This is a genomic window from Marinospirillum celere, from assembly GCF_900112235.1.
In the GTDB taxonomy this organism is placed as follows: Bacteria; Pseudomonadota; Gammaproteobacteria; order Pseudomonadales; family Halomonadaceae; genus Marinospirillum; species Marinospirillum celere.
In genome coordinates, this window is sequence record NZ_FOLH01000003.1 from 391078 (window position 1) to 417237 (window position 26160).

General features: G+C 51.0%; 30 protein-coding genes. 9 read left to right on the forward strand and 21 right to left on the reverse strand.

Annotated elements, in window-relative coordinates:
* Nucleotides 1-3: 3 nt before the first annotated feature.
* On the reverse strand, nt 4-789 hold the full coding sequence (locus tag BM185_RS08885; RefSeq protein WP_091962332.1) for a hypothetical protein: 786 nt from the start codon (nt 787-789) through the stop codon (nt 4-6).
* A 59-nt stretch (nt 790-848) separates the two neighbouring features.
* Nucleotides 849-1307, reverse strand: a complete 459-nt coding sequence (locus BM185_RS14945; protein ID WP_091962335.1) for a cold-shock protein — start codon at nt 1305-1307, stop codon at nt 849-851.
* A gap of 167 nt (nt 1308-1474) precedes the next feature.
* On the opposite strand from BM185_RS14945, the gene BM185_RS08895 reads away from it, so the two are divergent.
* Nucleotides 1475-1693: a SlyX family protein gene (locus BM185_RS08895; protein ID WP_091962338.1), complete on the forward strand. Its 219-nt coding sequence runs from the start codon at nt 1475-1477 to the stop codon at nt 1691-1693.
* 6 nt (nt 1694-1699) lie between these two features.
* Here BM185_RS08895 and BM185_RS08900 read toward each other — a convergent pair whose 3' ends face one another.
* The 4 genes from BM185_RS08900 to BM185_RS08915 form a co-directional block, all read right to left on the reverse strand.
* On the reverse strand, nt 1700-2014 hold the full coding sequence (locus BM185_RS08900) for a BolA family protein (RefSeq protein WP_091962342.1): 315 nt from the start codon (nt 2012-2014) through the stop codon (nt 1700-1702).
* Nucleotides 2015-2046: 32 nt separating this feature from the next.
* Nucleotides 2047-3384, reverse strand: a complete 1338-nt coding sequence (locus tag BM185_RS08905; protein ID WP_091962345.1) for a DUF3422 family protein — start codon at nt 3382-3384, stop codon at nt 2047-2049.
* Between the two features lie 63 nt (nt 3385-3447).
* Nucleotides 3448-5943, reverse strand: a complete 2496-nt coding sequence (locus tag BM185_RS08910) for an ABC transporter permease (protein WP_091962348.1) — start codon at nt 5941-5943, stop codon at nt 3448-3450.
* Nucleotides 5940-6692, reverse strand: a complete 753-nt coding sequence (locus BM185_RS08915) for an ABC transporter ATP-binding protein (protein ID WP_091962351.1) — start codon at nt 6690-6692, stop codon at nt 5940-5942. Before BM185_RS08915 ends, BM185_RS08910 begins: the two co-directional genes overlap by 4 nt.
* A 24-nt stretch (nt 6693-6716) precedes the next feature.
* On the opposite strand from BM185_RS08915, the gene BM185_RS08920 reads away from it, so the two are divergent.
* From BM185_RS08920 to BM185_RS08935, 4 genes are all read left to right on the forward strand, one after another.
* Entirely contained in the window at nt 6717-7358 is a 642-nt protein-coding gene (locus BM185_RS08920) for an arylesterase (protein WP_245751739.1), read from the forward strand.
* A 229-nt stretch (nt 7359-7587) separates the two neighbouring features.
* The gene (locus tag BM185_RS08925) at nt 7588-8055 is read left to right on the forward strand and encodes an RrF2 family transcriptional regulator (protein ID WP_091962357.1); all 468 of its coding nucleotides are present in this window, start codon (nt 7588-7590) and stop codon (nt 8053-8055) included.
* Between the two features lie 148 nt (nt 8056-8203).
* The gene (locus BM185_RS08930) at nt 8204-8617 is read left to right on the forward strand and encodes a PAS domain-containing protein (RefSeq protein WP_091962360.1); all 414 of its coding nucleotides are present in this window, start codon (nt 8204-8206) and stop codon (nt 8615-8617) included.
* Nucleotides 8618-8695: 78 nt separating this feature from the next.
* On the forward strand, nt 8696-8902 hold the full coding sequence (locus BM185_RS08935) for a PA3496 family putative envelope integrity protein (protein WP_091962363.1): 207 nt from the start codon (nt 8696-8698) through the stop codon (nt 8900-8902).
* Nucleotides 8903-8976: 74 nt separating this feature from the next.
* On the opposite strand, the gene BM185_RS08940 is transcribed toward BM185_RS08935, so the two are convergent.
* From BM185_RS08940 to BM185_RS08985, 10 genes are all read right to left on the reverse strand, one after another.
* Entirely contained in the window at nt 8977-10230 is a 1254-nt protein-coding gene (locus tag BM185_RS08940) for a DUF945 family protein (protein WP_091962366.1), read from the reverse strand.
* Nucleotides 10231-10261: 31 nt separating this feature from the next.
* Nucleotides 10262-10747, reverse strand: a complete 486-nt coding sequence (locus tag BM185_RS08945) for a phosphatidylglycerophosphatase A family protein (protein ID WP_091962369.1) — start codon at nt 10745-10747, stop codon at nt 10262-10264.
* Complete coding sequence (thiL, locus tag BM185_RS08950; protein WP_091962372.1) at nt 10744-11712, reverse strand: thiamine-phosphate kinase; 969 nt, start codon at nt 11710-11712, stop codon at nt 10744-10746. Before thiL ends, BM185_RS08945 begins: the two co-directional genes overlap by 4 nt.
* A 20-nt stretch (nt 11713-11732) precedes the next feature.
* On the reverse strand, nt 11733-12236 hold the full coding sequence (gene nusB / locus BM185_RS08955) for a transcription antitermination factor NusB (RefSeq protein WP_091962375.1): 504 nt from the start codon (nt 12234-12236) through the stop codon (nt 11733-11735).
* Nucleotide 12237: 1 nt separating this feature from the next.
* Nucleotides 12238-12714, reverse strand: a complete 477-nt coding sequence (ribH, locus tag BM185_RS08960; protein WP_091962755.1) for a 6,7-dimethyl-8-ribityllumazine synthase — start codon at nt 12712-12714, stop codon at nt 12238-12240.
* A 30-nt stretch (nt 12715-12744) separates the two neighbouring features.
* Nucleotides 12745-13863 (reverse strand): bifunctional 3,4-dihydroxy-2-butanone-4-phosphate synthase/GTP cyclohydrolase II, encoded by a 1119-nt coding sequence (ribBA, locus tag BM185_RS08965; RefSeq protein WP_091962378.1) that lies wholly within the window; start codon nt 13861-13863, stop codon nt 12745-12747.
* Between the two features lie 15 nt (nt 13864-13878).
* The gene (gene ribD / locus BM185_RS08970; RefSeq protein ID WP_281247334.1) at nt 13879-14997 is read right to left on the reverse strand and encodes a bifunctional diaminohydroxyphosphoribosylaminopyrimidine deaminase/5-amino-6-(5-phosphoribosylamino)uracil reductase RibD; all 1119 of its coding nucleotides are present in this window, start codon (nt 14995-14997) and stop codon (nt 13879-13881) included.
* A 176-nt stretch (nt 14998-15173) separates the two neighbouring features.
* Nucleotides 15174-15647, reverse strand: a complete 474-nt coding sequence (gene nrdR / locus BM185_RS08975; protein ID WP_091962385.1) for a transcriptional regulator NrdR — start codon at nt 15645-15647, stop codon at nt 15174-15176.
* Between the two features lie 74 nt (nt 15648-15721).
* Nucleotides 15722-16981 carry a serine hydroxymethyltransferase gene (gene glyA, locus BM185_RS08980; protein WP_091962388.1) on the reverse strand — a complete coding sequence of 420 codons (1260 nt, stop codon included), beginning with the start codon at nt 16979-16981 and terminating at the stop codon, nt 15722-15724.
* Between the two features lie 119 nt (nt 16982-17100).
* Entirely contained in the window at nt 17101-17625 is a 525-nt protein-coding gene (locus BM185_RS08985) for a TlpA family protein disulfide reductase (RefSeq protein ID WP_091962391.1), read from the reverse strand.
* Nucleotides 17626-17737: 112 nt separating this feature from the next.
* Here BM185_RS08985 and ettA point away from each other — a divergent pair, with 112 nt between their 5' ends.
* The 4 genes from ettA (at nt 17738) to BM185_RS14950 (ending at nt 21148) form a co-directional block, all read left to right on the forward strand.
* Complete coding sequence (gene ettA, locus BM185_RS08990; RefSeq protein WP_091962394.1) at nt 17738-19399, forward strand: energy-dependent translational throttle protein EttA; 1662 nt, start codon at nt 17738-17740, stop codon at nt 19397-19399.
* A 119-nt stretch (nt 19400-19518) separates the two neighbouring features.
* Entirely contained in the window at nt 19519-20043 is a 525-nt protein-coding gene (locus BM185_RS08995; RefSeq protein ID WP_091962397.1) for a hypothetical protein, read from the forward strand.
* A 48-nt stretch (nt 20044-20091) separates the two neighbouring features.
* On the forward strand, nt 20092-20940 hold the full coding sequence (trxA, locus tag BM185_RS09000; protein WP_091962400.1) for a thioredoxin: 849 nt from the start codon (nt 20092-20094) through the stop codon (nt 20938-20940).
* 82 nt (nt 20941-21022) lie between these two features.
* The gene (locus tag BM185_RS14950) at nt 21023-21148 is read left to right on the forward strand and encodes a hypothetical protein (RefSeq protein ID WP_281247335.1); all 126 of its coding nucleotides are present in this window, start codon (nt 21023-21025) and stop codon (nt 21146-21148) included.
* Between the two features lie 57 nt (nt 21149-21205).
* Here the strand turns inward: BM185_RS14950 and BM185_RS09005 are convergent, their stop codons facing one another.
* The 5 genes from BM185_RS09005 to BM185_RS09025 all read right to left on the reverse strand — a co-directional run bounded on the left by BM185_RS09005 (nt 21206) and on the right by BM185_RS09025 (nt 26152).
* A complete protein-coding gene (locus tag BM185_RS09005) occupies nt 21206-22966 on the reverse strand; it encodes a SulP family inorganic anion transporter (RefSeq protein ID WP_143089503.1) in 1761 nt (586 codons plus the stop codon).
* 9 nt (nt 22967-22975) lie between these two features.
* Nucleotides 22976-23401 carry a protein tyrosine phosphatase family protein gene (locus BM185_RS09010; protein WP_091962406.1) on the reverse strand — a complete coding sequence of 142 codons (426 nt, stop codon included), beginning with the start codon at nt 23399-23401 and terminating at the stop codon, nt 22976-22978.
* Nucleotides 23402-23413: 12 nt separating this feature from the next.
* The gene (locus BM185_RS09015; RefSeq protein ID WP_091962409.1) at nt 23414-24280 is read right to left on the reverse strand and encodes an MBL fold metallo-hydrolase; all 867 of its coding nucleotides are present in this window, start codon (nt 24278-24280) and stop codon (nt 23414-23416) included.
* 133 nt (nt 24281-24413) lie between these two features.
* A complete protein-coding gene (locus tag BM185_RS09020) occupies nt 24414-24749 on the reverse strand; it encodes a hypothetical protein (protein ID WP_091962411.1) in 336 nt (111 codons plus the stop codon).
* An 11-nt stretch (nt 24750-24760) separates the two neighbouring features.
* Nucleotides 24761-26152: an NAD(P)/FAD-dependent oxidoreductase gene (locus BM185_RS09025; protein ID WP_091962414.1), complete on the reverse strand. Its 1392-nt coding sequence runs from the start codon at nt 26150-26152 to the stop codon at nt 24761-24763.
* Nucleotides 26153-26160: the final 8 nt, after the last annotated feature.

Sequence of the window (26160 nt, forward strand, 5' to 3'; positions counted from 1 at the left end):
ACCTTAGAAGCGAACGCCTAAGGCAAGACTTAGGCTTCGTGAACGGCTGTCAGCAAGGTCATCGGCAGCCGATTCATCAACTGTCCAGTGTTCCAGCTTAACCCTTGACGTTAGGGTGCGGCCATTATCAAACACATAGTCCAGTCCAACCCAGCCTGCATAGCCGTAACCATCCGCTTGGGTAGGGCTGGCTGTGGTGCCTCCAGAATATCTTTCCCAGCCTTTAACCAGAACACGATACTCACCACCGACGATCAGAAAGCTGGAGTGATCAAAGCGCATACCTATATCCAGCCCAAAAGGCAGATAGGCATACTGCATTCGACTTTTGCCTTCAGGGTTGTCCCTGACTTCTGTTCCCTGCCAGCCAACACCGGTCCAGATTGCCAGATCTCCGCCTGCCGGCAGGGATAGATTCATGGCACCCACCTGGTAAGAAAAGTGGCTATGCAGCACCCGGGCACTTTCATCAGTCGCAGAGGTTTGCTCACTGGAGTCATTGAAAGTACGTCCGAGGCTCAAACGGTGATAGGCAAAGTTTTCGCCAATCACTTCAAAGTCCACATTTAACTGGAAAAGATGGGCATCCAATTGGAAGTCAGCTGCCGAGGATTTGTGGTCCAGGCTCTTGTAGCTGACCGAAGGAGTCAGGAAAACAGCGGTTCCACGCTGGCTGGCTTCGGTCACTGAAGATTCAGACGCGGCAGCTGAAGACTGCGCCCAGACAGGGGTCAGAAAGAACCCCAAGACCAAAAGGCTGGTGAGTTGAGCAATTAATAAACGCTTCACAAAAGCTTCCTTTTCAAAAGGGCTGGCTATCTAGTGCAAGATACCAGCCCATAAGCTGCTTAGCGGTTCAGAACAGAGACATCCTCAGCCTGTAATCCTTTCTCACCTTCTACGGCAGCGAATCTAACTCTTTGGCCTTCACGCAGGGTACGATGCCCTGTACCCCGAATGGAACGAAAGTGAACAAAGACTTCGCCCCCTACATCGCGAATAATGAAGCCAAACCCTTTATTGACATTAAACCATTTGACGACCCCCTCTTCGCGGTCATCATCCATATCATCATCACTTCCCTGGTCCAGGTCATCGGCATCCACCCCGGCAACCTTGAGGCGCAAAAATTCATTGATACTTGCGGCCACCATCAAGAGTACAAAAACCAACAAATAGGTTTTGGCTGCAGCACTGCCTGCATCCGCTCCTTCAGGAGAAACAGCAAGCAACGGCAAGACCAAAGGGGCAATAATCGCAACAACCAAACTAACCAGAATATTTCTTAACAAAGTATTATTAAGCATAAAATTTCTCGAAATCCATCATCTACAGGAATAAAAATAAAAACCTACCCACCCAGTTTCTCTGGTCAAGCAGGTACAAGCATGGCAGGCTTACCTTTATACGCCTACCAAGACCATTATAACCACGTCAGCAGTAAAATGTTTAACCCCAAAAAGTACATAAATCCATGAAAGATCATGAAAAACGACTTATTGCCCTGGAAACCCAGGCCGCTTTTCAGGATGACCTGATCGAAACCCTGAACCAACAGCTAGTTTTGCAGAGCAGGGAACTTCAGCAACTTCAACAACAGGTACAACTTCTTAATCAACGCTTAGCCAATCTTAGGGACGAACAAGAGGATAAACAGCCCGGTCAGGCTGATGAAAAACCACCCCATTATTAAATTGATTTAGTGCGTGGCTCCCTGGCAATTCGGGGAGTCAGGCCTGGATTCCCCGCGCGCCTGCCATTCACTTGGCGTATACAGGTGTAATGCCAGAGCATGAACAGGCCCGGCAAGCTCATCGGCCAGCAGGGCATAAATCTTCTGATGACGCTTAACGGGCATCAGGGACTCAAAGCCTGGGCTGACCAGAGTGACCTTGAAATGGCTTTCCCTACCTGGGGGGCCCTTGTGTTGATCACTTTCATTTTCAATTTGCAGGTATTGCGGTTGCAAGGCTGCAACCAGTTTTTCGCGTATTGCTGCTTCTACTTGTGCCATTATTTATCTCTCTGGGTTGCTAGGAACAAGCCTTAGTGCTCCCGTTCAGGATCACTGGCTTCAACAATAAACTTCTTGATCCTTCGGGTCACCCACCAAACACTACCGACGACAAGCGGCACAGCTATGGCGGTTGCCAAATCCTTGTTCAAAGGTACACCTAGAGGCTCCAGGGCACCAAACAAGTAGCGCAAGAGGCTGATACCATAATAGCTGATCGCAGCGATCGACAAGCCCTCAACCGTTTCCTGCATCCTCAGTTGAAGACGCGAACGGCGGTTCATCGAGGCCAAAAGGCGTCTGTTTTGTTCTTCCAGCTTAAGGTCAACGCGGGTTCGTATTAGATCACCGGCTCTTTCAATGCGTCTGGCCAGATCATCCAGCCTTAAGCTGACAGAGTCGCAGGTATTGGCTGCAGGTGTCAGGCGTCGTCCAAAAAAGGCCGCCAAGGTAAAATTTGGACCCCGCTGGATTTCTTTAAGTTCTTCCAACCGTTTCATCACCAGCTGGTAGTAGGCTTTAGTTGCCGAAAAACGCGACAGGGTATCTGCCCGATGACGCTCTATTTGAGCGGCCATGGCGGTTAGCTGACGCAGCAGGGCCCGCTCCTCATCCAGACCTTCGGTATCTGAAAGCTCTGTGATAATTGCCGCCAACTGCATATCCAAACCACGCACCACGGGGGCCAGTTCCCGCGCAGGCTGAGCACCCAGCAGGGCCATCAAGCGGTAGGTCTCCAGTTCCAAAACACGCAGAATCAAGCGGCCACTTTGGTTGTCATTTAAAGCATGGTTATGCATCAAAATACGTCCAAAGCTATCACCATGCATGCGGAAAGCACTCCAAAGAGTTGCCGCCCCTTCCATCAAACGACCACTAACCAATCGTTGGCCTTCAAAACAATCAGCCAACAATTCCCGGTCGAAGGCTGCTTCATCAGAACTGGCAGCCTCCAGGTGAACACCAACAACTAATTCACCGGGGATTTGTTCTAACCAATCCCTGGGTAACAGGGAAAGCGCTGTTTGAGAAAAGGGCTGACCCTGTCTTCCGGGTCGAATAAAGGTATAGGTTACAAATTCGAGATGCCTCTCCCAGCGCACTTCCAAGTCACCCAGACGCTGATAAAAGCTGTTATCCTTCAAGGCCGGTGGATTAACACCATAGCGATCACAAAGATCAACCAAGTGTTGAAAATCCTTTTCTTTGTCGTTTTCATCCAAGAGAAGCGCCAGGTGCGACACCCGAACGGGTGTCGCTATGACAGGGAAAGGGCGAGCATGTAGCTCTTGATAGAGTGAATTTCTTAACGGATGCATGCGCAGTGACAAGGCACCCGAATTTTGGCTGGTGATCTTGAGTTCAGACACGGTTCCACCCTGAAGCTGAGTTTTTTCAGCATGATGCTATGCCTCAGGGTGAACCGCAAGTCATCAACTCAGTCGTCTGAGTAGTCGATGGGGCGCTTCATTCAAAGAAGAACGCAAAGCCAAATGGGCAAAAGCGGCTAATAAAACACCTCCAGCCAGGGGTGGTAACAGCCAAAACAAGGGCGCCGGCTCCCAGAGTAGATTGAATAACTGGCGAGACAGAAGGCTGTATAGCAGCTCACCCAACAAGGCCGCCAGAATCCCTGCTAAACCGCCCAGCATAAGGAATTCAGCCAATTGCCGACCTGCCAACTTAGCCCTTTGAGCCCCCATGACTTTCAGAAGTGCCTGCTCACGCTGACGGGCATCCAGACTGGCCATCATCAGCGCCCAGGTGACCAGCAAACCGGCAAGTAGAACAAACCCAAGCAGGTACTGAACGCCTAAACTTAGCTGGCGTAAAATGCCTTCTGCCTGCGCCAAAATGGCGCGGACATCCAGGAAGGCAACACCTGGAAACTGACGACTAATTGCGCGCATAAAGCTGCCTTCATCCTCTGGCATGGCAAAGCTGGCCAAGAAGGTATGAGGATGGTTTTCCAGCACTTGGGGCGGGAAGATCACATAAAAATTGGGATTAAAGCTTTCCCAATTCACATCCCGAACACTGGCAATTTCCGTTTCCACGCGGCTACCGGCCAAATTGAAACTAAGTCGGTCACCCAAATCCAGGCCCAGGCGCAGGGCCATTCCTGATTCTACAGAAATCGGTAACACCCCTTCAGGAACAACAACTTCATCCTGCCACCAGTGGCCGGATTCAACACGATTGCCTTCAGGCAGCTGCTCGCTCCAGGTCAAATTGAGTTCGCGCCTGAGGGTGTTGTCGTTTCTGGAAGCCGCAGGCACCTGGCTTTCCGCATCCTCACCATTAATTTGTGTCAACCGCCCTCTTAAGATCGGGTAGAGTTGGCTGTGTTCTAACTCCCAGGTTTCCAGCAAGGCAACAAAGTCTTCACGCTCGTGGGGCTGAATATCCACCGCAAACTGACTGGGGCGCTGCTCGGGTAACTGGGCCTGCCAATCACCAACCAGCTGATCACCGCCGCGCGCCACCAAAAGCACAGCCATAAATGCCAGGGTAAAGGTGCTGAGTTGCAACAGGGTTTCGCCGGGATTACGCCCCAAACGGCGCAAACCCTGACGCCAGCGCCAAGGCAATTGCTGCAAACGGGTCATCAGCAGTTTCAGAAGCAGCCAGCCCAGGCCTGCAACAGCCAGACCGATCAGCATCAAACCAGCCAGAGTCCAGAGGGTTAATAAAAGATCACCTGACAACCAATAACCCAGACCCAGGGTTGCTATCCCCGCCAGGCCATAGGTTAAGGCTGCCGAACCACTGAGCTTCCAAGGCCGGGATTGCAGAACAGCCAGAGGACTGACACGCGCCAGGCTCAACAAGGGCGCCAGTGAAAAGCCCATTAACAACCAAAGAGCCAGGGCAACTGCCGCAACCAGAGGCCAAACACTTGGTGGTGGTAAAGTCAGTGGTAATAAGGGCGCCAAGAGCTCAACCAACCCCAGGTGCGCCGCATAACCCAACAGGCCACCGACCAGACCAGCTGCCAAACCCAGCCAGAACAGCTGCAATAAAAACAGGTTTCTAACTCGGGCGCGGGACTGTCCCAAACAACGCAGTAAAGCCACTTCCTTGGCTTGGCGCTTGGCCTGACGCTGAGAAGCCAAAGCCACGGCCAAAGAAGCCAAGAGCACCGCAACCAAACCGGCCATGCTCAAATAACGACGCCCTTCATCCAAGGCTCTGGCCACTCCTGGGCGGTCTTCCTGCATATCTCTTAAGCGTTGATGAGATTCCAGGCGATCAGGAAGCTCGCTGCGCATCTGATCCAGCACCTGGCTAGTGGCTGTCATCCCCAAATTCCAACGGGCACGACTTAAAGGCCCCAGCAGCGCACTGCCTTCCAAGCTGTTTAGATGAACCAGGGCACGGGGTGAAAAGCTAGCAAAACCACCGCTTTGATCTGGGGTTTCCAGCAAGTAAGCTGTAAATTTCAGCTCCAGATCCCCTACCTCGATCTGATCACCCAGGCTGGCATCCAGGCGCAGTGCCAAACCCGGCTCCAGCCAAACCTCACCCTCTAGAGGCGGCTCAGCCAAGTGAGTCTCACCTGTTGCTGTTTCTATACGGACTTGTCCAAGTAGCGGGTACTGGCTGTCTACAGCGGTAATACTGATCAACAACATGGCCTCATCCAAACTCGCCATACTGGTTAAGCTAACCCGCTGAGACCACTGCAAACCCTGGGCATCCAGGTAGTCCAATAATTCCTGATCGGCTGCTTGGCGACCCGATACCACCAGATCACCGCCTGAAATCCTCGCGGCCTCATGATCCAGAGCTCCCTGCATACGGTCACCCACTACCCCCAAGAGGGTGGCACAGGCCACTGCCAGCATCAGAGCAATCAATAAAACCCGGTATTCGCCTGCTTTAACACCCCGCCAGGCCAAGCGCGCAGCAAGACGCAAATCCTTCATTGGGCAGCTCCTGTCTGCTCATCGGCAAAAAGCTGACCTGCATCCAGGCGCAAGATCCGCTGGCAACGACTCGCCAACTGTTGATCATGAGTGACTAGTATCAAAGTCATCTGTTGATCACTGCTTCCTTGATCCTGATTTAAAGAAAAGAGCAGGTCAGCAATCTTGTGTCCGTTTTCGGCATCCAGGTTACCCGTAGGCTCATCAGCAAAGAGCACTGCCGGACGGGTTGCAAAGGCTCTTGCTATAGCGACCCTTTGCTGCTCACCCCCTGAAAGTTGTGAAGGGTGGTGACTGGCTCTGGGGCTCAAGCCCACTTTTTCCAGCCACAAGAGCGCCTGCTCTTCAGCATCTTTATCGCCGCGCAGTTCAAGCGGCAGCAGCACATTTTCCAGGGCCGTCAATTCAGGCAATAATTGAAAGGACTGAAAAATAAAGCCCACTTCCCGAGCGCGTACCGCAGCTCTTTCATCTTCACCCAAGCTACTGAAGTTTTGGCCCGACCAAAGCAACTCCCCTTCAGTTGGTGTATCCAAGCCTGCCAGCAATGCCAGGAGAGTTGACTTTCCTGCCCCTGAAGGGCCAAGTAACGCCAGGGTTTCACCCCGCTGGATCTGGAAATTCAAATCACGAAGAATCGTCAGATCACCGGTTTGTTGAGCTACTTTATAGCCTAAACTTTTTGCTTCCAGCAGCTTCTGAGAAAGCCTGTCTTTGATTGCGGTAGAATGTGAAGAATCTGAAGTCATTTTGCATCCATGGAGTCGTGGAAAATGTTAGTAATACTCAAAAAAAGTGGTCTTTACTCGTGCCTGCTTGCTCTGCTGTTAGTCTTCAGCTTACCAGCAGCCAGTGATGAAAAGAAAACTCTACTCATTCTCGGTGATAGCCTGAGTGCCGCCTACAATATCCCCGAGTCCAGTGGCTGGGTGAGCCTGTTGGAAGAAAGAATGCACAGCCAAACCCCTGAGTGGCAGGTCGTTAATGCCTCAATTAGCGGAGAAACCACCAGCGGTGGACTCACCCGTCTACCCGACTTGCTACGACAATATCAGCCTGAAATCGTTCTGCTGGAATTGGCAGGAAATGATGGCTTACGTGGATTGCCACCCCAGCGTATAACCAGCAACCTGCAGCAAATGATTGATCTTAGCCAGGAAGCCGGAGCCCAGGTGCTTCTGGCCGGCATTCTTTTGCCCCCCAACTATGGCCGCCGTTATCTGGATGAGTTTGAAAAGATTTTTCCAAGCCTTGCAGAAGGCAATCAATTACCTCTGATTCCTTTCCTACTCAAAGGAGTGGCTGATCAGCCTGAACTCATGCAGGAAGATGCGATACACCCAACAGCCGAAGCCCAACCTGTTATCTTGGAAACGGTCTGGGAAGAGCTGCAGCCATTGCTTGATGCCCATTAAAAACCAAAGGGCTTTGCGTAACCCAGCGTATAGGAACCAACAGCAATTCACTGGGATGCGCCTGCGCTTAACATCTGGTTAAAACACAGTACCAAATGCTTGCAAACGCTCACATCATTGCCTGACTTTCCTGCTAAGATAATTCCAATCTCGGAATTCTGGCAATTGAAGTGAAGAGCAGCCAAGGGAACCCGAGTTCTGGGTCAGAGAAATCCACGGAGGAAAAACCATGCAGTTAACCCGACAAACTGACTATGCTATTCGAGTCATGATGTTTTTGGGCATACAGCAAGATGAAAACCTAGTCACGATCAGTGATATTGCCCAACATTTTGATATTTCGCGCAACCACCTAATGAAAATCGTCCATAAACTGGGCCAAATGGAATACATCCAAACCGTGCGTGGAAAATACGGTGGTCTGCGCTTGGAACGGGATACAAGTTCTGTCAATCTCGGCAAACTGGTCAAGGACTTTGAAACCACCTTGGAAGTTGTTGATTGCCAAAAACTGACCTGCCCTATCGCCGGTGCCTGTGAGCTTAAGCCCGTACTCAGAAAAGCCCAGGAAGCGTTTCTTGGGGTGCTCAATGACTACACCCTGCAAGACCTACTGACCAATCCAGCTGATCTACGTAGCTTGCTAGGTTTGGATACCAGTGAGGAACTACCGCTTCAGGTTATGGCTGTTTCCTAAATATGGACATTTAACCTTAGTAAAAGGGAGTTGCATACAAGCAACTCCCTGTTCTTTGTGCGTAAAGAACTCAGTTCAGATTGAAATTTTAGCCATCAGACTGCATAGTTAAGAAAAGTATTAGACTGACACACGACTAAGGAAACCCATGAAAGCCAAGCCTTTGATCAGTCCCCAGCTTCTTGAACTCGTAGTCAATGAATCTCAGGATGGGATCGTTATCGCCGAACAAGAAGGTGATGAAAACATCCTGATATACGTCAACAAGGGCTTCGAGAAGCTAACCGGCTACACAGCCGATGAAATCCTTTACCAGGATTGCCGCTTTCTACAAGGCAATGATAGCGACCAGCCTGCACTGGACGAGATACGTAAAGCCATCCGTGAAGGCAAACCCTGTCGCCAAACCCTGCGTAACTATCGTAAAGATGGCAGCCTCTTCTGGAATGAGCTCTCGATCACTCCTGTTTATAGTGATGATGATCAACTCACCTACTTTATTGGTGTTCAAAAGGACGTCACAGAACTGGTTCAATTGCGCCAGGAAACCGGCAAGGAATAAATTTTTAAAATTTGCTTGTCAAAAAATTAAAAAGGCTCTATATAGCAGTTGTGGTCAACAACTGGAGTAGCCGGAACCATGGGTCGTGAAGAAGTCGCTTACGATGATGATGACGATTTTGAAGTCGCCGTCAATGATGATGATTATGAGTTGGATGTGGTCAGCAAAGACAGCCTGACCAACAGGGATGGCACCCCTATCGCCAAACGTCGCATGATAGAAGCCCTGCTGGAAGAGCGTCGTCTCAAAAGGCAGTTGGATGATGAATACGACTTTGACGAATAATTCATTTCCCGCATTTTTTAACAAACAAGCCGCCTTTCGAGGCGGCTTGTTTATTTTGGCGTTAATCACTTCACTTAGAAAGGAAGACGCTTGCCATTTAAGCGCACTTCACCGGCTTCCCAAACAAGACTCTGCTGGTCCGCTGACTCATCCTGCAAAAAGGGAGGGATCCCAACCAGAAGCAAAAGATCTGGATTAATCTTGTCAAACAGCAGCTCTACCCGCACGCGGCTGGCAAAATCCTCTTCACTGATTTCACCACTCGTCAAACGATTCAGATAAGACGAGGGCAGGTTACGGCCATCAAAGCGGGCGCTCCCTTCGGCCTTTTGGTTAATTTCAAAAGGAGTAATCAGCTTAACCTGCAAGTGATCCAGAAGAATGGCTGGTGAGCCTTCAAGCAGCTCATTAATCGCGGCGATACCCGGCTGCATGGCCTCTTCATCCAGGTTCTCCCAGTCCGCTTCTTCACTAAAAAATTCCATCAGTTTGGCCATCGGCTGGCCTTTAAAGTCTTGAGTACTCAAGCCTATAGCGGCACTGCCTAAAGAGCGCCCAGCTGAACTTACCTCACCGGTCGACATGTCCAGCTTCAAATCAAAACTTTCTTCGCTGAGTTGTAAATGCTGTGAGGCTTGAGGACGATCAAATCTGACTTCACCCTGAGGCCCAGTAAAATAAATTTCTTCCAGCGCCAAATTCAGATTCCCAGAAATCCAAGGATAGCTGCCTTCCTGTTCCCATTGCAGCAGCAGGTCTTTGAAATCCAGAGTCGAAGGCGTGAATTGTCCGCCACCCAGAGTCAGGGTTTCCGCAAGCAGCTGACCTGTTTGACGACTTGAAGCATAGTGATAACTGGCTTCTAGCTGACCACCCGAAAAGTCGATACTGAAATTCTCATCAGCCACAGCCAAAGCATCCAGATCCATGCGATAGCTGGCTTGATTCCAGTCAGCCCGGCCTTGAAAAGGTAGAGGATCCAAGCCCAATTCAGCCAGCAGATCCAAGGATTCACCAGATTCCTTGTCTTGGCTTTGCAAGCCGGTCAAGCCTTTGAAGGTCACCCAGCCAGGGCGATGACTGGCCTGCCACTCACTGGTAATCAACAGATCAACACGAGCATCCAGTGTAAAGACAAGCGTCATTTCGCCACTGGAACTCAACCAGCCCGACTGGATGTCACTGGCCAAAATTTCAACGCGCGGATCCTTAGCCGCCTGCTCTGCCATCTTGTCCAGCTGGCTGGTAAAACTGCGTCCAGACACAACACTCAGTACCAGCAGGCCCAGAACAAGGGCAACCAAAACGCCGCCGACTAGCTTTTTCATGCGCGCAACTCCTTGATGTTATTGTTATCGACTACCAATTCAAGCTCATGACAAAATAAGCAAAATGCAAAAGAGCACCGGCATAAACCGCTGCCAGCACATCATCAATCATGATGCCAAAACCCCCGGCAACCCGCCGGTCCGCCCAACGTATGGGCCAGGGTTTAATGATGTCAAAAAAGCGAAAAAGAAGAAAACCGGCCAGAGCCCAGCCCAGAGAAACAGGTAATGCCAGCATGGTTAGCCAATAGCCAACAAATTCATCCCAAACAATACCACTGTGATCATGCACACCCAGATCTTCTGAAGTGCGCTCACACAACCAGCAGCCCACCCAAAAAGCCAGACCGACAACCAGGATATAAAGTCCCAGAGGCAAGGTGGCCAAAAGAAAATAAAGAGGAATGGCTGCCAGGGTTCCTACCGTTCCTGGAGCCCAGGGTGAAGCGCCACTACCCAGACCAAAAGCAAGAAAATGAATGGGGTTTTTCCAGACGCTGGCAGGTGCCTTGTTCATGAACCTTCCTGTTGTCCAGAGAAATGATTATAGCCTTCAGGCTCAAGTAGATCGCCTTCAGGGGTTCTTATGCCTGCACCCTTAACCAAGCGACCAATTCGGGTCAGCTGTGGACATAGGTTACGTGCCAGTGGAAAGTCAGCCTCATCCAGCGTCAACAGAAGGGCGTAGTCATCACCGCCATGTAAAGCCGCATCTAGAGCCAGAGTTTTACCCAGGCGCTTAAGCAGCAAGGGGTCTAAAGGAAGCTGCTCAAGATCCAGCTCGGCCGCTACCGCCGAAGAAGCGAGTAGGTGCTGCAAGTCAGCCAGCAAGCCATCAGAAATATCGATAGCTGAAGAAATACTGACCCCTCTGGATAAACCCAAAGCTTCCTGGATGAGTGGCTGGGGCAGCATATAAGCCTTTTCCAACGAATCCCAACTGGCTCTGTCATGGAGCCTTTCCGGCTGCTCGTGGAAGGATCTCAAACCTGCTGCTGCCGAGCCCAAAGAACCCAGTACAGCAATAATTTGGCCTGGCTGGGCACCCGAGCGTCGCCATACATGCTGGCGATCAACCGCACCCTGCACTTGCACACTTAGGGTCAGGGGGCCGCGGGTGGTATCACCACCAATCAGCGGACAAGCCAATTGATCCGCCAGGGCTCCTAAGCCTCGACTGAACTCGGTTAACCAGTTTTCATCGGCATCAGGCAGAGTAATTGCCAGGGTAAACCCCAGGGGACGTGCACCCATGGCGGCCAAATCAGATAGGGCCACCCCCAGACAGCGCCAACCGATTGCCCAGGGATCAGCCTGAGCGGGAAAATGCCGCCCTTCAACAGAGGTGTCTACCGAGATAGCCAGTTGCTCACCCGCTTGCATTTGCAAGAGGGCGCAATCATCACCTGGACCCAGCAGGATTTCAGGAACTTTGGGGCCCAGGCCGGTAAAAAAACGACGAATGAGGGCAAATTCATCCATAACAACTGCCTTGTTGAAGTTTAGGAATTGCGCCGTGCATTAACCTCTACACTACGAACTCTTTGCGCCAGCTTATCAAGAATACCATTAACGTACTTGTGGCTATCAGTACCACCAAAGCGCTTGGCCAGCTCTACAGATTCATTGATAACCACCCGGTAGGGGACATCAAGCCGTTGAATCAGCTCATAGCTACCCAGCCTTAGAATCGCCAGCTCTATCGGGTCCAGCTCTTCCGTGCGTCTATCCAGCAAGGGAGCAAATCCGGCATCCAGTTCTTCTTGCTGGCGGGGAATGGCCTGAGCCATTTCATGAAAATAAGCCAGGTCGGCCAGCTTCAGAACTTCGCTAATATCTTCATGAGATTCAAGGCTATCATCAGGCAGGGCCGCACGAATGTTGGCTTCTACTTGATGCATTTCATTACCACTCACCTGCCACTGATAAAGGGCTTGCAAGGTCAGTTGGCGTGCCGCTGAACGCTGGGCACTACGCGATGGTTTGCGATTTTTCTGCGAGGCCATCTCAATTACCCAGGGTCTTCAAAAGATTAACCATTTCCAGTGCTGCTTCAGCCGCTTCGGAACCCTTATTGCCCATTTTGGTACCGGAACGTTCAATCGCCTGTTCAATGGAATTAACCGTTAGCACGCCGTTGGCAATAGGCGTATCACTTTCCATCATCAGGCCACCCAAGGCTGAATTACATTCCCCGGCCACATATTCAAAGTGGGGGGTTCCGCCTCGAATCACTGCACCCAGGACAATCACTGCCGCAGGCTTACGGGTTTTAAGAACACGCTTTACCGCCAGGGGCAGTTCCCAAGCACCAGGAGCACGAACGATTTCCAGTTGCTCAGCGCCAATACCATGGCGCTTAAGTGTGTCGACAGCACCCGCCACCAGGCTTTCTACGACAAAGCTGTTAAAACGGCCTACGACCAGCACAAAGCGCCCATCAGTGGCATGAAGTTGACCTTCGGTCTGGGTAATTTCCTGCATCATTGTTTAGTCTCGTCAGTCATCCAGCAATTATTCTGCACTCAGGGTTTCGACTATTTCCAAGTCAAAGCCTGAGAGGGCTCCAAATTTCAAAGGTGAAGAGAGCAAGCGCATTTTGCCAACACCCACTTCACGGAGTATCTGCGCCCCTGTCCCTATGGTCAGATAGGTTCCTGCGCCATCCTGATTCGCTGTTCGTGCTTCCCGCTCCAATCCCAGAAAACGCTTAAGGCGAATTTCCAGGTTGGGCCGGGGCGCTTTATTATCCAACAACACCAAAACCCCTTCACCTTCTTCGGCAATTCGTTCCAAAGAGCGTTTTAGACTCCAGCTGTGTTTGCCCGCCGGGCTTTTGGCTTCCAGCAGGTCACGAAAAATTTCCTCCTGATGAACACGAACCAGGGTTGGTTTTTCGGGTGAAGGCTGACCCTTCACCAAAGCCAAGTGGGTTCCGCCCTGAACGTGGTCACGGAAAGAAGTGACTTGAAACTCACCTTGTTCAGTATCCAGCGTATAGGTTTCGCCCTTCTCTACGGTGGTTTCATTAACCACACGATAGTGAATCAAATCGGCAATGGTGCCAATTTTCAGATTATGTTCTTCGGCAAATTTTTCCAGATCAGGACGGCGCGCCATGGTGCCATCCTGGTTCATGATTTCCACGATAACTGCAGAAGGCTCAAAACCGGCTAAATGAGCCAGATCGCATCCAGCTTCGGTGTGGCCAGCACGCTGCAAAACACCACCGACCTGCGCACGCAGAGGAAAGATATGCCCGGGCTGAACGATATCTTCAGGCTTGGCATTACGTGCCACAGCGGCCTGAACCGTTTTCGCCCTGTCTGCCGCCGAAATACCAGTGGTGACTCCTTCAGCCGCTTCAATCGACACCGTGAAGTTGGTCGCAAACTGGGCTTCATTGCTATCCACCATCAAGGGAAGGTCCAGTTGGCGGCAGCGTTCGGATGTCAGGGTCATGCAAATCAGGCCGCAAGCATGGCGGGCCATAAAATTAATATCTTCAGGACGAACCTTCTCGGAGGCAATAATCAGATCGCCTTCGTTTTCCCTGTCTTCATCATCCATCAAAATAACCATCTTGCCCTGACGGATGTCTTCAATAATTTCTTCAATCGTATTTAAAGCCATAGTGCTCTCTTGGTTTTAATGCTGTTCCAGGCGCTTTAGTTGAAAACGCCAGTCCTGACCCAGTGCACGCACATCCAGAATTTGCATCTGCGGCGCTGCTGCCAGCTTTTCCAAACCTGGCAAATCCAGTAACCCTCTCGCCTGGCTACCCAAAAATTTCGCTGCTATATAAAGGTAGAACTCATCCACAAGACCCTGCTGAACAAAGGCACCGGTTAGCTTGGCACCTGCTTCAACCAGCAACTGGTTACATTGGCGCTCACCCAACAGTGTCAAAAGCGCCTGCAGGTCCAAACCACCATTTGCAGCCAGCGGCAAGGCAGCGACTTCTGCGCCCTGATCCTCTAACTGCTTCCTTGCTGTTTGCTGTTTTTGCAAAGACTCTTCGTTTGTCAGCACCAGTGTACTACCTGGCTGTTGAAAAATCGCGGCTCCAGGTGGGGTTTGCAAGCCAGAGTCCAGCACCACACGCAGCGGTTGGGTAAAACCTGACAAAGGGGTAAACCGCTCATCCCTGACATTAAGCCTGCTGGAATCCGCCAGGAGACTGTTAACACCCGTCACAACTGCACAGGATGCTGCTCTGAGTCTTTGCACATCGGCTCTGGCCTCAGCACCGGTAATCCATTGGGATTCACCGGAAGCCATAGCGGTGCGTCCATCCAGACTCATTGCTTGCTTGGCAACCACCCAGGGCTGCCCCCTTTGCATGCGTTTGATAAAGCCAGGATTAAGCGCTTCGGCTTGATCCTGCAAAAGACCACTCACCACTTCAATACCTGCTTCCTGCAAAAGCGTCAAACCACGACCAGCAACCAGAGGATTGGGGTCCTTCATACCGACAAAAACCCGCTTGACACCTGCCTTAATCAGCGCCTCGGCACAGGGTGGCGTCCGCCCATGATGACTGCAGGGCTCCAGGGTGACATAAGCATCGGCCCCTTGAGCGCGCTCACCCGCCTGACGCAAGGCATAAACTTCTGCATGGGGTTCACCCGCTTTGAGATGTGCCCCTTCACCAAGGATCTGGCCCTCACGCACCAACACACAACCCACCCGCGGATTAGGGCGGGTGGTGTACCAGCCCTTGCGGGCCAGTTTGATGGCTTGCGCCATGTAGTTTGCGTGGGACACTGCTGTTCCTGTCTCTATTTAAAACATCACTGATAAAATGAACCTGCTCGCTTTCGCCGCTCGCTAAGGGGCCAAGTACTGCCTGGGCAGGCTGTCCACAACAGGATGTTGTGGTCAGAGCTTACAGGGATGTATTCACGCGTCCTGAACAGGCAGTGGTTCGGCCCCTTCATTGATCAGGACTCATCAGAAGCACCAGGATTCGCAGAGAGCTGGTCAATCTCTGCTCGAAACTCATCCAGGTCCTTGAACTGACGATAAACGGAAGCAAAGCGAATGTAGGCAACCTGATCCAGTTTTTTTAACTGCTGCATGACCAGTTCACCAACTTGCAGGGAAGGCACTTCTCTTTCACCACTGGCTCGGAGCTTTTGACGTATCCGCTCCAGAGCCGCTTCCAGCGCTTCGGTGCCCACTGGGCGTTTTTCCAGGGCTCTTTGCAAGCCCGCGCGCAGCTTGGTTTCATCGAAGGCTTCTCGGGAGCCATCCCGTTTGACCACCCTAGGCATAAACAGCTCAGCTGTTTCATAGGTGGTAAAGCGTTCACCGCAGGAAGTGCATTGACGACGACGACGCACCTGGTCACCATCGGCAACCAGGCGCGAATCATTGACTTTTGTTTCTTCGGCACCACAGAAAGGGCAATGCATGACGACTACCGCCAAGGCTACTGAAATTTAATACCAGCATTCTACCTGCAAAGCACCCTGGCGGAAACCGCTGTTCAGTCCTTATAGACCGGAAAGCGAGCACAGAGGGCAGCAGCTTTCTGCTTAACTGCTTCCTGAACACTGGTGTTGTTGATATCGTCAAGGATATCGCAGATCCAGCCAGCCAGTTCAGCACACTCAGCTTCCTTGAAGCCGCGAGTCGTTACCGCAGGCGTACCGATACGCAGACCTGAGGTTACGAAAGGGCTTTGTGGGTCTTTGGGAACGGCATTTTTATTGACGGTGATGTGGGCAGCACCCAAGGCAGCATCCGCTTCTTTGCCGGTCAGGCCCTTGGAAATCAAGCTCAACAGGAAGAGGTGATCCTCGGTGCCATTGGAAACCACGTCATACCCACGACCCATCATTACTTTCGCCATGGCCTGGGCATTCTTAACGACCTGCTGTTGGTAAGCCTTGAATTCATCGCTCATGGCTTCCTTGAAGCAGATCGCCTTGGCAGCAATAACGTGCATCAAGGGGCCGCCCTGACCGCCTGGGAAGACAGCTGAATTCAGCTTCTTGTAGATATCTTCATCATTACAGGCAGAAAGGATCAAGCCGCCGCGTGGACCACGCAGGGTTTTGTGGGTAGTGGTGGTAACCACATGGGCATGTTGCATGGGGCTGGGGTAAACACCCGCAGCAATCAGACCGGCAACATGGGCCATATCCACAAACAGGTAGGCACCAACCTTATCAGCAATTTCACGGAATTTCGCCCAGTCGATAATCTTCGAATAGGCAGAGAAACCGGCAATGATCATTTTTGGCTGATGCTCAACGGCCAGGCGCTCCACTTCAGCATAATCAATTTCACCCGTTTCAGGGTTCAGACCATACTGGACAGCATTGTAAAGCTTACCGGAGAAGTTAGGCTTGGCACCGTGGGTCAGGTGACCGCCTTCAGCCAAGCTCATGCCCAGTACGGTATCGCCTGGTTTAACCAGCGCCAAAAAAACCGCTGAGTTGGCCTGAGAGCCAGAATGAGGCTGAACATTGGCATAGGTGGCACCAAACAGCTCACAAGCACGGTCGATAGCCAGTTGCTCGGCTTTGTCGACAAATTCACAGCCGCCATAGTAGCGCTTGCCGGGGTAGCCTTCAGCATACTTGTTGGTCAGCAGGCTGCCTTGAGCTTCCATGACTCTTGGGCTGGTGTAGTTTTCTGAGGCGATAAGCTCGATATGATCTTCTTGACGCTGCACTTCTTCCTGCATGGCAGACCAGATTTCAGCATCAAAATCAGCGATATTCATTTTACGACTAAACATGGCTTCCCCGGTGGGCTTAGACTAGGTTGCAAAATTTGAAGGACACTATTCTACCTCACTGAAGGCCAGGCTTCCTATCAAAAAAATAACCGGATCCAAGTGAAAAGTTTTAATAATGACTAGGGCAGACGCTCGGGATAAAAGTTCACACCCATTCTGGGCAGTAGATCTGCCAAGTCTTCACGAGTCACTTCTCCCGACTGGGTTGCAACCAAATGACCCTGAGCATTATAGAAATAAGTGACTGGCAAGCCGCGATGCCCTGAGTGCGCCACCAGCTCACCCCGAGGGTCCAACAGCAGATGCTGCAAGTTCAAACCCATTTCTTCCAGAAAATCCTCAATACGCTCAGGTGTTTCACCGTGATTGACCAAAACGACCTGTAGCTCCTCATGACTGGCATCCAAATCTGCCAACAAAGGCATTTCTCGGACACAGGGCGGACACCAGGTTGCCCAAACATTAACCAGGAAGGGTTCACCGCGAAAGCTTTCCAACTGGCGACCTTCACCCTGAAGAGTCTGAAAACTCACCTCTGGAAGCGCTCGCTGCTGGGCATTAATGACTTGAAAAGCCACCAGTAGAGCACCTACCACAAATGCCAAAGACAAGAGAGTGATTAAAAGTGTTGGTCGTTTCTTCATAGCTTATCCTTGGGTCTAAGCCTGTGGGCTGGCAATCTTAACGGCTTGCACCTATCATGCCCTTTTATTGATAGCGACCTGCCAGACAAGTTCACAGGAGTAGAAGCAGTTTATGGCTCAATATGTATACACCATGCATCGCGTGGGTAAAACCATCCCACCCAAGAAAGACATCCTCAAGGATATTTCTTTATCCTTTTTCCCAGGCGCCAAAATTGGTGTTTTGGGTTTGAATGGTGCTGGTAAATCCACCCTGCTCCGCATTATGGCCGGTGTTGACAAAGACTTTCACGGTGAAGCCCGCCCCATGCCAGGCATTAAGGTTGGCTATCTGCCTCAGGAGCCCCAGCTGGACCCCGGCAAGAATGTGCGTGAAATTGTTGAAGAGGCGGTTTCTGAAGTCAAAGACGCCCAAGCCCGACTCGATGAAGTCTATGCCGCCTATGCTGACCCTGATGCCGATTTCGATGCTCTGGCTGCCGAGCAGGCCAAGCTGGAAAATATTATCGAAGCGTCTGATGCCCACAACCTGGAACGCAAGCTGGAAGTTGCTGCTGATGCCCTGCGTTTGCCCGACTGGGAAGCCAAGGTCGACACCCTCTCTGGTGGTGAAAAGCGCCGTGTTGCTCTCTGCCGTCTGCTTTTATCCGGCCCAGATATGCTTCTCCTTGATGAGCCCACCAACCACCTGGATGCCGAGTCCGTAGCCTGGTTGGAGCGCTTCCTGCATGATTATAACGGCACTGTTGTTGCGATTACCCACGACCGTTACTTCCTGGACAATGTTGCCGGTTGGATTCTGGAACTGGACCGCGGCATGGGCATTCCTTTTGAAGGTAACTATTCAGCCTGGCTGGAAGCCAAAGAACAGCGTCTGGAAAAAGAAGCCAAACAGGAAGCAGCGCACCGCAAAGCAGTTCAGCACGAATTGGAATGGGTACGCCAGGGCAGCAAAGGCCGCCAATCCAAATCCAAGGCGCGCCTTAAACAGTTTGAAGAACTGTCCAGCCAAGAGTTTCAAAAACGCAATGAAACCAATGAAATTTATATTCCGCCCGGACCTCGCCTGGGCGATAAAGTGATTGAATTTCATAACGTCAGCAAGGGCTTTGATGACCGTCTGCTGATCGACAATCTGGATTTTGCCATTCCTAAAGGCGCGATTGTTGGGATCGTCGGTGGCAACGGTGCCGGTAAATCCACCCTCTTTAAAATGATTGAAGGCAAAGAGCAGCCGGACTCCGGTGAAGTGGTCATCGGCGATACCGTACAAATCGCCAGTGTTGATCAGTCACGCGAAGGCCTGGAAGACAAGAAAACTGTTTTTGAAGCCGTTTCTGATGGCGCAGATATCCTCAAGGTCGGCACTGTGGAAATGCCATCACGGGCTTATGTGGGTCGTTTCAACTTTAAAGGCAATGACCAACAGAAACGTGTTGGTGATCTTTCAGGTGGTGAACGGGGGCGCTTGCACCTTGCACTCACCTTGAAACAGGGTGGCAATGTCCTGCTGCTGGACGAACCCTCCAACGACCTGGATATCGAAACCCTGCGTGCTCTGGAAGAAGCCTTGCTGGCCTTCCCCGGTTGCGCCCTGGTGATTTCGCACGATCGCTGGTTCCTCGACAGGATAGCAACCCACATTCTTGCCTACGAAGGTGACTCCAAAGTGGTCTTTTTTGAAGGTAATTATCAAGAGTATGAAGAAGATCACAAAAAACGGGTTGGCGATGACACACCAAAAAGGATTAAATATAAACGTATAGATGCCTGACCTTTCATAATCGGGCAATCTGGCAACAAGCTGTTACCCTGGAAAACTGGAAGACCTTACGGTTTTCCAGGGATAATGCACAGCTGACCCATACATTAACCAGGGAAGCCTTGCCGCGAATGCCAGTTTATCGCGTTTACCAACATAGCAAGAAGAAAAGCTACCAGGCCGTTCCTGTTGGCTTCAGCCTGGGTGCCTTCCTTGCCAGTTTTCTTTGGGCCGCTGCCAATAACCTTTGGGGCAAAGCCTTCCTGCTGTTTATGGGCTTTTTAATGCTGGGTGGAGCTGCCGTGGTCGGAGCTCTACTGAACTCACCTATGCTCATGCTTGCTGCTATTGCTGGCATTGCCCTCTTGCCTCTTTGGGCGGGCACCCAAGGTCAGCAGTGGTACTGTGATAAATTGGAAAAAGAAGGCTATCAGCTAGTCAAGCGGATCAATACGCAATCCGCCACCAATGCCATTAATTCCGCCAAGCGTAGCGATAAGGTTGCGGAAGAAAATGTGAAGCACAGTAAACAACCCAAGCAGGAAGGCCCCCGCTTTGGCAAGGACTTCCGCGACATACGCGACAACTCTGCTGCAGGCAGTAATCAACCTCCCCCACAGGATTTTAGTGCTCGCCCCTGGAAAAAAGGTCGCTAAGACCCCATTTATTCGATAAGACTCCAGTTTTAATTTACAGGATGCCCTATGAGCAACTCTCCTTATATTATTGATATTACAATTGAAAACTTTCAGCAGGTTATTCTTGAAGGCTCTATGCAGCAGCCTGTACTGATTGATTTCTGGGCTGAATGGTGTGCGCCCTGCAAACAATTGCTACCGATTCTGACCAAGCTGGCCGAAGAATATCAAGGCCAATTTATTCTCGCCAAGGTCAATATTGAAGAGCAGCAAGAACTGGCTGCTCAATTTCAAGTACGCAGCGTCCCCACTGTGATGCTGGTCAGCCAGGGCCAGTTGGTTGATCAATTTAATGGTGCCAAACCCGAGAGTGAAGTTCGTGCCTTTCTGGAACCTCACCTCACCAACCCTGTGGACCAAATTAAAGAACAGATTGCCCAGCTGATAGGTGCTGAACAACTTGACCAGGCCCTGATGCTGCTGCAACAGGTGGTCAGCCAGCTGCCTGAAGATTATGAGCTGCAAATTCAAATGGCCCGGGTTCTTCTCCAAAAAGGCCAGGCAGCCGATGCCAAGGCTGTTCTGGAAAACCTGCCAGAAACAGAAAAAGGCCGCCCCGAAGTCAAGGGCCTGATGTCGGGTCTGAATTTCGCGGAGCGGGCACCTTCAGCAGAACAGCTGGCGGCGGTAGCAGACCGTGATGACAGCGAAGCCCGCTACCTCAAGGCACTGGATGCCCTGGTAAAAGCAGATTATGACCGGGCCATCGACCTGCTGATGGCGATTATGCGGGAAGACCGCAGCTATGATGAAGGTGTTGCCCACAAGACCCTGCTGGAAGTGTTTACCCTGCTGGGCGAAAGCAACCCCTTGGTTGTGCAAAGCCGACGCAAGCTCTTTACCTTGATGTACTAAAGCAGCAGATGACAAAAAAATGCCAAGTCTTTAAAATGCGGAACTTGATTTAGATCAACTTTCTTACATTTTAGAGGTTCTGATGGCGCAACATGATGAAAACTTCAAAGAGACCTGCAGCCCCTGGTGGATTCCTGTTGGATTAGTCGTTCTTCTGGCCATGCCCGCCCTGCCAATGGTGATCGGCTGGTCCAAGGTGATCTTCTAAGCTTCAGGGTTTCAAAGTGAAGTTTTTTATAAAGGGCCTGCACTGTGCAGGCCTTTTTTATGCAACCCGGGTCAACTCAGCGACCGCCTGATGCTGGGTCAGAAAAATCTTTCCGGTCTGCAGCTTTAGAAAATGGCTGCGCTTCAACCGGTCCAGAACCGGGCCTTTGATTTCGGAAAGGTGCAGGGCAATACCCTGCTCATCCAAGAGTTGGTTTAACTGCTCCAGCATTTCCACACCACTGGCATCGATATGATTAATGCCTGATCCCATCAGGATCACATGGCGAACCTCTTTACGATTACTTAACTCCACCAAAATACGCTGTTCAACCTCAATAGCATTGGCAAACATCAGGCTTTCATCAATCCGCAATGAGAGAATTTCTGGCTCTACCTCAACTTTAAAACGCTGCACATTGCGGTAGTGCTCAGTCCCCGGCACTCGCCCCACAATCGCCATATGGGGGTGACTATTTTTTGCCAGCCAGGCAGCCAGGGAAACCAGCACGCCCAAGAGTAGGCCTATTTCCAGACCCAGCAGCAGAACCCCAAGAGCCGTAGCCAGCCAAGCCCAGGCATCGCCACGACTGTAACGCCACAAATAAGGCAGCTGCTTCCAATCAATCAAAGACAAGACGGCAACAATAATGACTGAGGAAAGCATGGCCTGGGGCAAATAATAGAGCCAGCCGGTAAAGTAAAGCAGCACCAAAGCCATCCCCAACCCAGTCAGGAAACTTGCCAGTGGAGTCACGGCACCCGCATCATGATTAACCACCGTACGAGACAAGCCACCAGTGACTGGAAAAGCGCCGCTAGCACCTGAAACCAGATTAGCCAGCCCCAAACCCAAAAGCTCACGATTCGGGTTAACCTGCTGGCGTCTTTTCGCAGCAAAATTACGTGCAATCGCTACTGACTCAGCAAAGCCTATTAAACTGATCATCATCGCTGCCGGCAACAGACTGAGCAGCCAGTGGTTACTCAAACTGGGGAGAGCCAATTCCGGAAAACCCACTGGCAACTTGCCAACAATTTTTACGCCCTGCTCATCTAGCTGGCTGAAAGCAACCAACAGGGTGGTCAAAATCAATAAGATCAAAGGCGCCATGCGTGCCAATAAGGCTGCCAGACCCGCTGCCACTCCCAACTTAAGCAGCCACTTCACCAAAAAATGCCGCATCACCAGCAGGAAGAGCACACAACCCAAACCCAGTAGCAGAGTCAAGCCATGCAGTTGACCAAAAGACTCAACCAGACTCAGCAGCTGAACAGGCAGGGTACCGCTTTCAATGGGAATGCCTGTCACCCCCTTAACCTGCCCCAACAGTATGACCAGAGCCGAGGCACTTACAAAGGCAGACATCACCGGATGACTAAGAAAATTAGCCAGGAAACCCATGCGCAGCAAGCCCATCAACAACAAACACATACCGGACATCAAGGCCAGCAAGATAGCCAGCATCAGGTATTCACTGCTTCCTGGCTCGGCCAAGGGATTGAGTGCGCTATAGGTTAGCAGGGAGGTAATCGCAACAGGCCCCACAGCCAGGACCCCACTGCTTCCAACCAAAGCATAGGCAATGGCAGGCAGGATGCTGGCATAGAGACCCGCTTGCAGAGGCAAGCCAGCCAAGAGGGCATAGGCCAGGCTTTGTGGAATCAGCAGCAGGGTAACGATCAGGGCTGCGGAAAGATCCTGACGAAATAACCTGGCCGTGTAGTTGCGATTTTTGATCAGCCCCCAAAGCCCTTGCTGAAGGGCTGCACCCTGAAGCTCGGGAAAGGGGGAAGAACCTTTAGGGGTGTTTTTCATTACCGCCAATCAGGATTCCAATCGCTTAAAGAAGTCAGGCAAATCAAAACCTGCCTTTTTCATATCCTCAACCAGCGCTTTACCAGGCTTTTTATCTTTTTGACTCAGCGCCCAAAGACAGCCACAGCGGACTCCTGTGCGGCAGAAAGCAACCACGGGTTTGGGCGCTTCCGCATAGAGCTTGCCAAATTCGGCGCCCTGCTGATCGGTAATCTGCCCTGAAATGACCGGCTGGTGAACCCATTTCATGCCCAGCTCTTCAGCGGTCTTTTTTAATTCAGCTGTTTCCGGCTGATCTTCACCCTCTTTGTCAGGACGATTGAAAATCAGGGATTTTACACCTTCAGCAGCCAGGGCTTTAATATCGTCAACACTGAGTTGGCCGCTGGTCCGCAAATCAGCTTCCAGTTGACGCATGGGAGGTAAGTCAGCCATGGGGTTACTCCTTCAGAATTGATTTAAGGGCAGTTTAAGGTAGCTTACACCATTGTCTTCTGCGGGTGGCAAGCGTCCTGCCCGCATATTGACTTGAACAGAAGGCAGAATCAGACGCGGCATTCCCAGAGTCGCATCCCTGGCCATTCGCATTTCCACAAACTCCTCCTCAGTTTTGCCCTCGCCGACATGAATATTGCTGGCTTTTTGCTCAGCAACCGTTGTTTCGTATTGGAAGGCTTCCCGCCCGGGTGCCTTGTAATCGTGACACATGAATAGGCGTGTCTCTTCCGGCAAGGCGAAAATCTTTTGTATGGAATGATAGAGTGTACGCGCATCGCCGCCGGGAAAGTCACAGCGTGCCGTTCCATAGTCCGGCATAAACAGGGTATCGCCAACAAAACCTGCATCACCTATCAAATAGGTCAAACAAGCTGGGGTGTGGCCCGGCGTATGCAAAACCCGCCCCTCCAGATGGCCCATTTGAAAAGTATCGCCATCCTTAAACAGATGATCAAACTGACTGCCATCACGGGCAAAGTCACTGCCTTCATTAAAGACCTTACCAAAAACTTCCTGAACGCTTTTGATTTCAGCACCGATACCCAGCTTGCCTCCAACTTCCTGCTGCAAATAGGGTGCAGCCGATAGGTGGTCAGCATGGACATGGGTTTCAAGAATCCATTCCACTTGCAACCCCTGATCTCGAACAGCAGCGATCATCTGATCAGCGCTTTCTGTTGAGGTGGTGCCTGAGGCGGGATCAAAATTTAACACTGAATCGATCAATGCACAGCTATTACTGGCTGGATCTTTAACCAGGTAGCTGTAAGTAAAGGTGAATTCATCGAAGAATGCGGTTACCTGAGGTTTTTGCATGGCGCTACCTCCTAACAGAATTTCTTTAAGTCTAACCTAGAGATCAGATGCTTTAAATAGCCACAGGAAATATACTTATAGCTTAATACAAAAAAGCCCTGCCTAAGCAGGGCAACAACTTCAATATAACAGCCTAGGCTTTGCGGTTACGCAGGTAGCAAACTGGGTGAAAGACCAACCAGGCATAAATACCCAAACCCACAGAAGCACCGATCAAATTCAACCAATCCACCCAGGTATTCACATAAGCGATACTGGATTGAGTGTGCAAGGGCAAAAGAAAGAGTGCCAATACAAAAACCAGTGGCGGCAGGTATTTAGATCCCACTCCACCCTTTTGAGTAAAAGCATAGCCTTTCATACGCGCTATCACCTGGGGAACCAGGAAAAGCACAAGCATCAAGGCAAGCAGCCACAACCAAGGCAGGGCGGAATACCAAACAACCGTCATAGTACCCATAAAAGTCATTGTTCTTCTCCTTATACTCGGCCTTCAAGCATGGCGTAATAAGCGGGACGCAACATCCGTTCCTTCATGACCCAAACCGTCCAGGATTCTTGTTTGGGATCAATGAATGAGAACGAAGGCAAGAGTTCACCTCCCCAACCAAACTCAACCAGCATGGCCTTGCCAATCCCGGTAATCAGCGGACAGGAAGTGTAACCATTGTGCCGAGCTGGAAGAGGGCGATCCTGCAGATAAGCCAAGATGTTTTGCTCAAGCACACTAGCCTGCATTTTGACACTGGCGGCCGTTTTGTTGCTGGGCATGCCCATCACATCACCGATTCCCCAGACATTGGGGTAGTCAGGATTTTGCAGGGTTTCACGATCCACCTTCATCCAGGTTGGGAAGGCTTCATCATCAGCAAACACCAAAGGACTGTTCAAAATTGAATCAGGTGCCGTCATCGGTGGGACAACATGGATGAAATCAAAATCCTTGGTTTCTTCCCATTCTTGTTGTTGATTGCCACCTCCAGTGGTGTAGTGCCCTGATGAAGCTTCACCTGTACGCTCACCCTTTACGAGATAAGTCGCCTTTTTGGTATCAGCATCAATTCCCTTCAAGGTCCAGAAATCATTGCGTTTAACGCCCTGATCTTCAAAACGCTGTTTGACGAAATCGTTATAGAAGGGAACCCCAAAAAGACCACCTGAGGGCGTCATAAATTCAACATTGAAGTTATCACGACGACCTGAGCCCTCCAGCTTGGAAAGCGTGGTAAAGGTCATCTTAAGCGGTGCACCAGCACACTTGAGCGCAGTCGGTGGCAAGTTGAACAGCCCTGTTCCACCGCCAGAAGCAACCCACTGGTTGATTTCATTATTGGTTTTTTCAGCATGCTCAATACTGGCATAGACACTGCCCACTCCCTTACCCTGACCAATCAGATCAACATCCATGCCTTCAATACGCTCATAACGCAGCTGCAAACCACAAGCGACTATTAGATAGTCATAGGGGACCGCTTCACCTGTTTCCAACAGCACCCGATTGTTGTCGGGATCATACTCAGCAACTCTTCCCCGAATCCATTCAACACTGTTAGGCAGCCAGTCTTGAGTATTACTGAGGGTCTTGTTTTTATTCCAAACACCTGAGGCAACCAGCGTCCAGCCAGGCTGATAGTGGTGACGTTCACGGGCATCAATAATAGTCACTCGAGCACCGTTTAAAGCGCGACTGAGTCGACTGGCCATGGAAGTACCGCCAGCACCGGCACCAACGATTACAAAATGGGCATTGGTGTTAATAGCCTGGGCACTCGTGCTACTGAGCGCCAAAGGGCCGACAACACCTGCACCTATCCCGAATTTCAGAAGATCGCGTCTACTGACATTCTCAAAAGGGAGGGAGTTTTTAGACATGAACCTGC

Bases quoted from the DNA above. Each gene is read 5' to 3' on its own strand.
- BM185_RS14945 (WP_091962335.1), bottom strand. From the start codon at position 1,307: ATGCTTAATAATACTTTGTTAAGAAATATTCTGGTTAGTTTGGTTGTT.
- BM185_RS08895 (WP_091962338.1), top strand. From the start codon at position 1,475: ATGAAAGATCATGAAAAACGACTTATTGCCCTGGAAACCCAGGCCGCT.
- BM185_RS08900 (WP_091962342.1), bottom strand. From the start codon at position 2,014: ATGGCACAAGTAGAAGCAGCAATACGCGAAAAACTGGTTGCAGCCTTG.
- BM185_RS08910 (WP_091962348.1), bottom strand. From the start codon at position 5,943: ATGAAGGATTTGCGTCTTGCTGCGCGCTTGGCCTGGCGGGGTGTTAAA.
- BM185_RS08915 (WP_091962351.1), bottom strand. From the start codon at position 6,692: ATGACTTCAGATTCTTCACATTCTACCGCAATCAAAGACAGGCTTTCT.
- BM185_RS08920 (WP_245751739.1), top strand. From the start codon at position 6,717: ATGTTAGTAATACTCAAAAAAAGTGGTCTTTACTCGTGCCTGCTTGCT.
- BM185_RS08925 (WP_091962357.1), top strand. From the start codon at position 7,588: ATGCAGTTAACCCGACAAACTGACTATGCTATTCGAGTCATGATGTTT.
- BM185_RS08930 (WP_091962360.1), top strand. From the start codon at position 8,204: ATGAAAGCCAAGCCTTTGATCAGTCCCCAGCTTCTTGAACTCGTAGTC.
- BM185_RS08935 (WP_091962363.1), top strand. From the start codon at position 8,696: ATGGGTCGTGAAGAAGTCGCTTACGATGATGATGACGATTTTGAAGTC.
- BM185_RS08940 (WP_091962366.1), bottom strand. From the start codon at position 10,230: ATGAAAAAGCTAGTCGGCGGCGTTTTGGTTGCCCTTGTTCTGGGCCTG.
- BM185_RS08945 (WP_091962369.1), bottom strand. From the start codon at position 10,747: ATGAACAAGGCACCTGCCAGCGTCTGGAAAAACCCCATTCATTTTCTT.
- thiL (WP_091962372.1), bottom strand. From the start codon at position 11,712: ATGGATGAATTTGCCCTCATTCGTCGTTTTTTTACCGGCCTGGGCCCC.
- nusB (WP_091962375.1), bottom strand. From the start codon at position 12,236: ATGGCCTCGCAGAAAAATCGCAAACCATCGCGTAGTGCCCAGCGTTCA.
- ribH (WP_091962755.1), bottom strand. From the start codon at position 12,714: ATGCAGGAAATTACCCAGACCGAAGGTCAACTTCATGCCACTGATGGG.
- ribBA (WP_091962378.1), bottom strand. From the start codon at position 13,863: ATGGCTTTAAATACGATTGAAGAAATTATTGAAGACATCCGTCAGGGC.
- nrdR (WP_091962385.1), bottom strand. From the start codon at position 15,647: ATGCATTGCCCTTTCTGTGGTGCCGAAGAAACAAAAGTCAATGATTCG.
- glyA (WP_091962388.1), bottom strand. From the start codon at position 16,981: ATGTTTAGTCGTAAAATGAATATCGCTGATTTTGATGCTGAAATCTGG.
- BM185_RS08985 (WP_091962391.1), bottom strand. From the start codon at position 17,625: ATGAAGAAACGACCAACACTTTTAATCACTCTCTTGTCTTTGGCATTT.
- ettA (WP_091962394.1), top strand. From the start codon at position 17,738: ATGGCTCAATATGTATACACCATGCATCGCGTGGGTAAAACCATCCCA.
- BM185_RS08995 (WP_091962397.1), top strand. From the start codon at position 19,519: ATGCCAGTTTATCGCGTTTACCAACATAGCAAGAAGAAAAGCTACCAG.
- trxA (WP_091962400.1), top strand. From the start codon at position 20,092: ATGAGCAACTCTCCTTATATTATTGATATTACAATTGAAAACTTTCAG.
- BM185_RS14950 (WP_281247335.1), top strand. From the start codon at position 21,023: ATGGCGCAACATGATGAAAACTTCAAAGAGACCTGCAGCCCCTGGTGG.
- BM185_RS09005 (WP_143089503.1), bottom strand. From the start codon at position 22,966: ATGAAAAACACCCCTAAAGGTTCTTCCCCCTTTCCCGAGCTTCAGGGT.
- BM185_RS09010 (WP_091962406.1), bottom strand. From the start codon at position 23,401: ATGGCTGACTTACCTCCCATGCGTCAACTGGAAGCTGATTTGCGGACC.
- BM185_RS09015 (WP_091962409.1), bottom strand. From the start codon at position 24,280: ATGCAAAAACCTCAGGTAACCGCATTCTTCGATGAATTCACCTTTACT.
- BM185_RS09020 (WP_091962411.1), bottom strand. From the start codon at position 24,749: ATGACTTTTATGGGTACTATGACGGTTGTTTGGTATTCCGCCCTGCCT.
- BM185_RS09025 (WP_091962414.1), bottom strand. From the start codon at position 26,152: ATGTCTAAAAACTCCCTCCCTTTTGAGAATGTCAGTAGACGCGATCTT.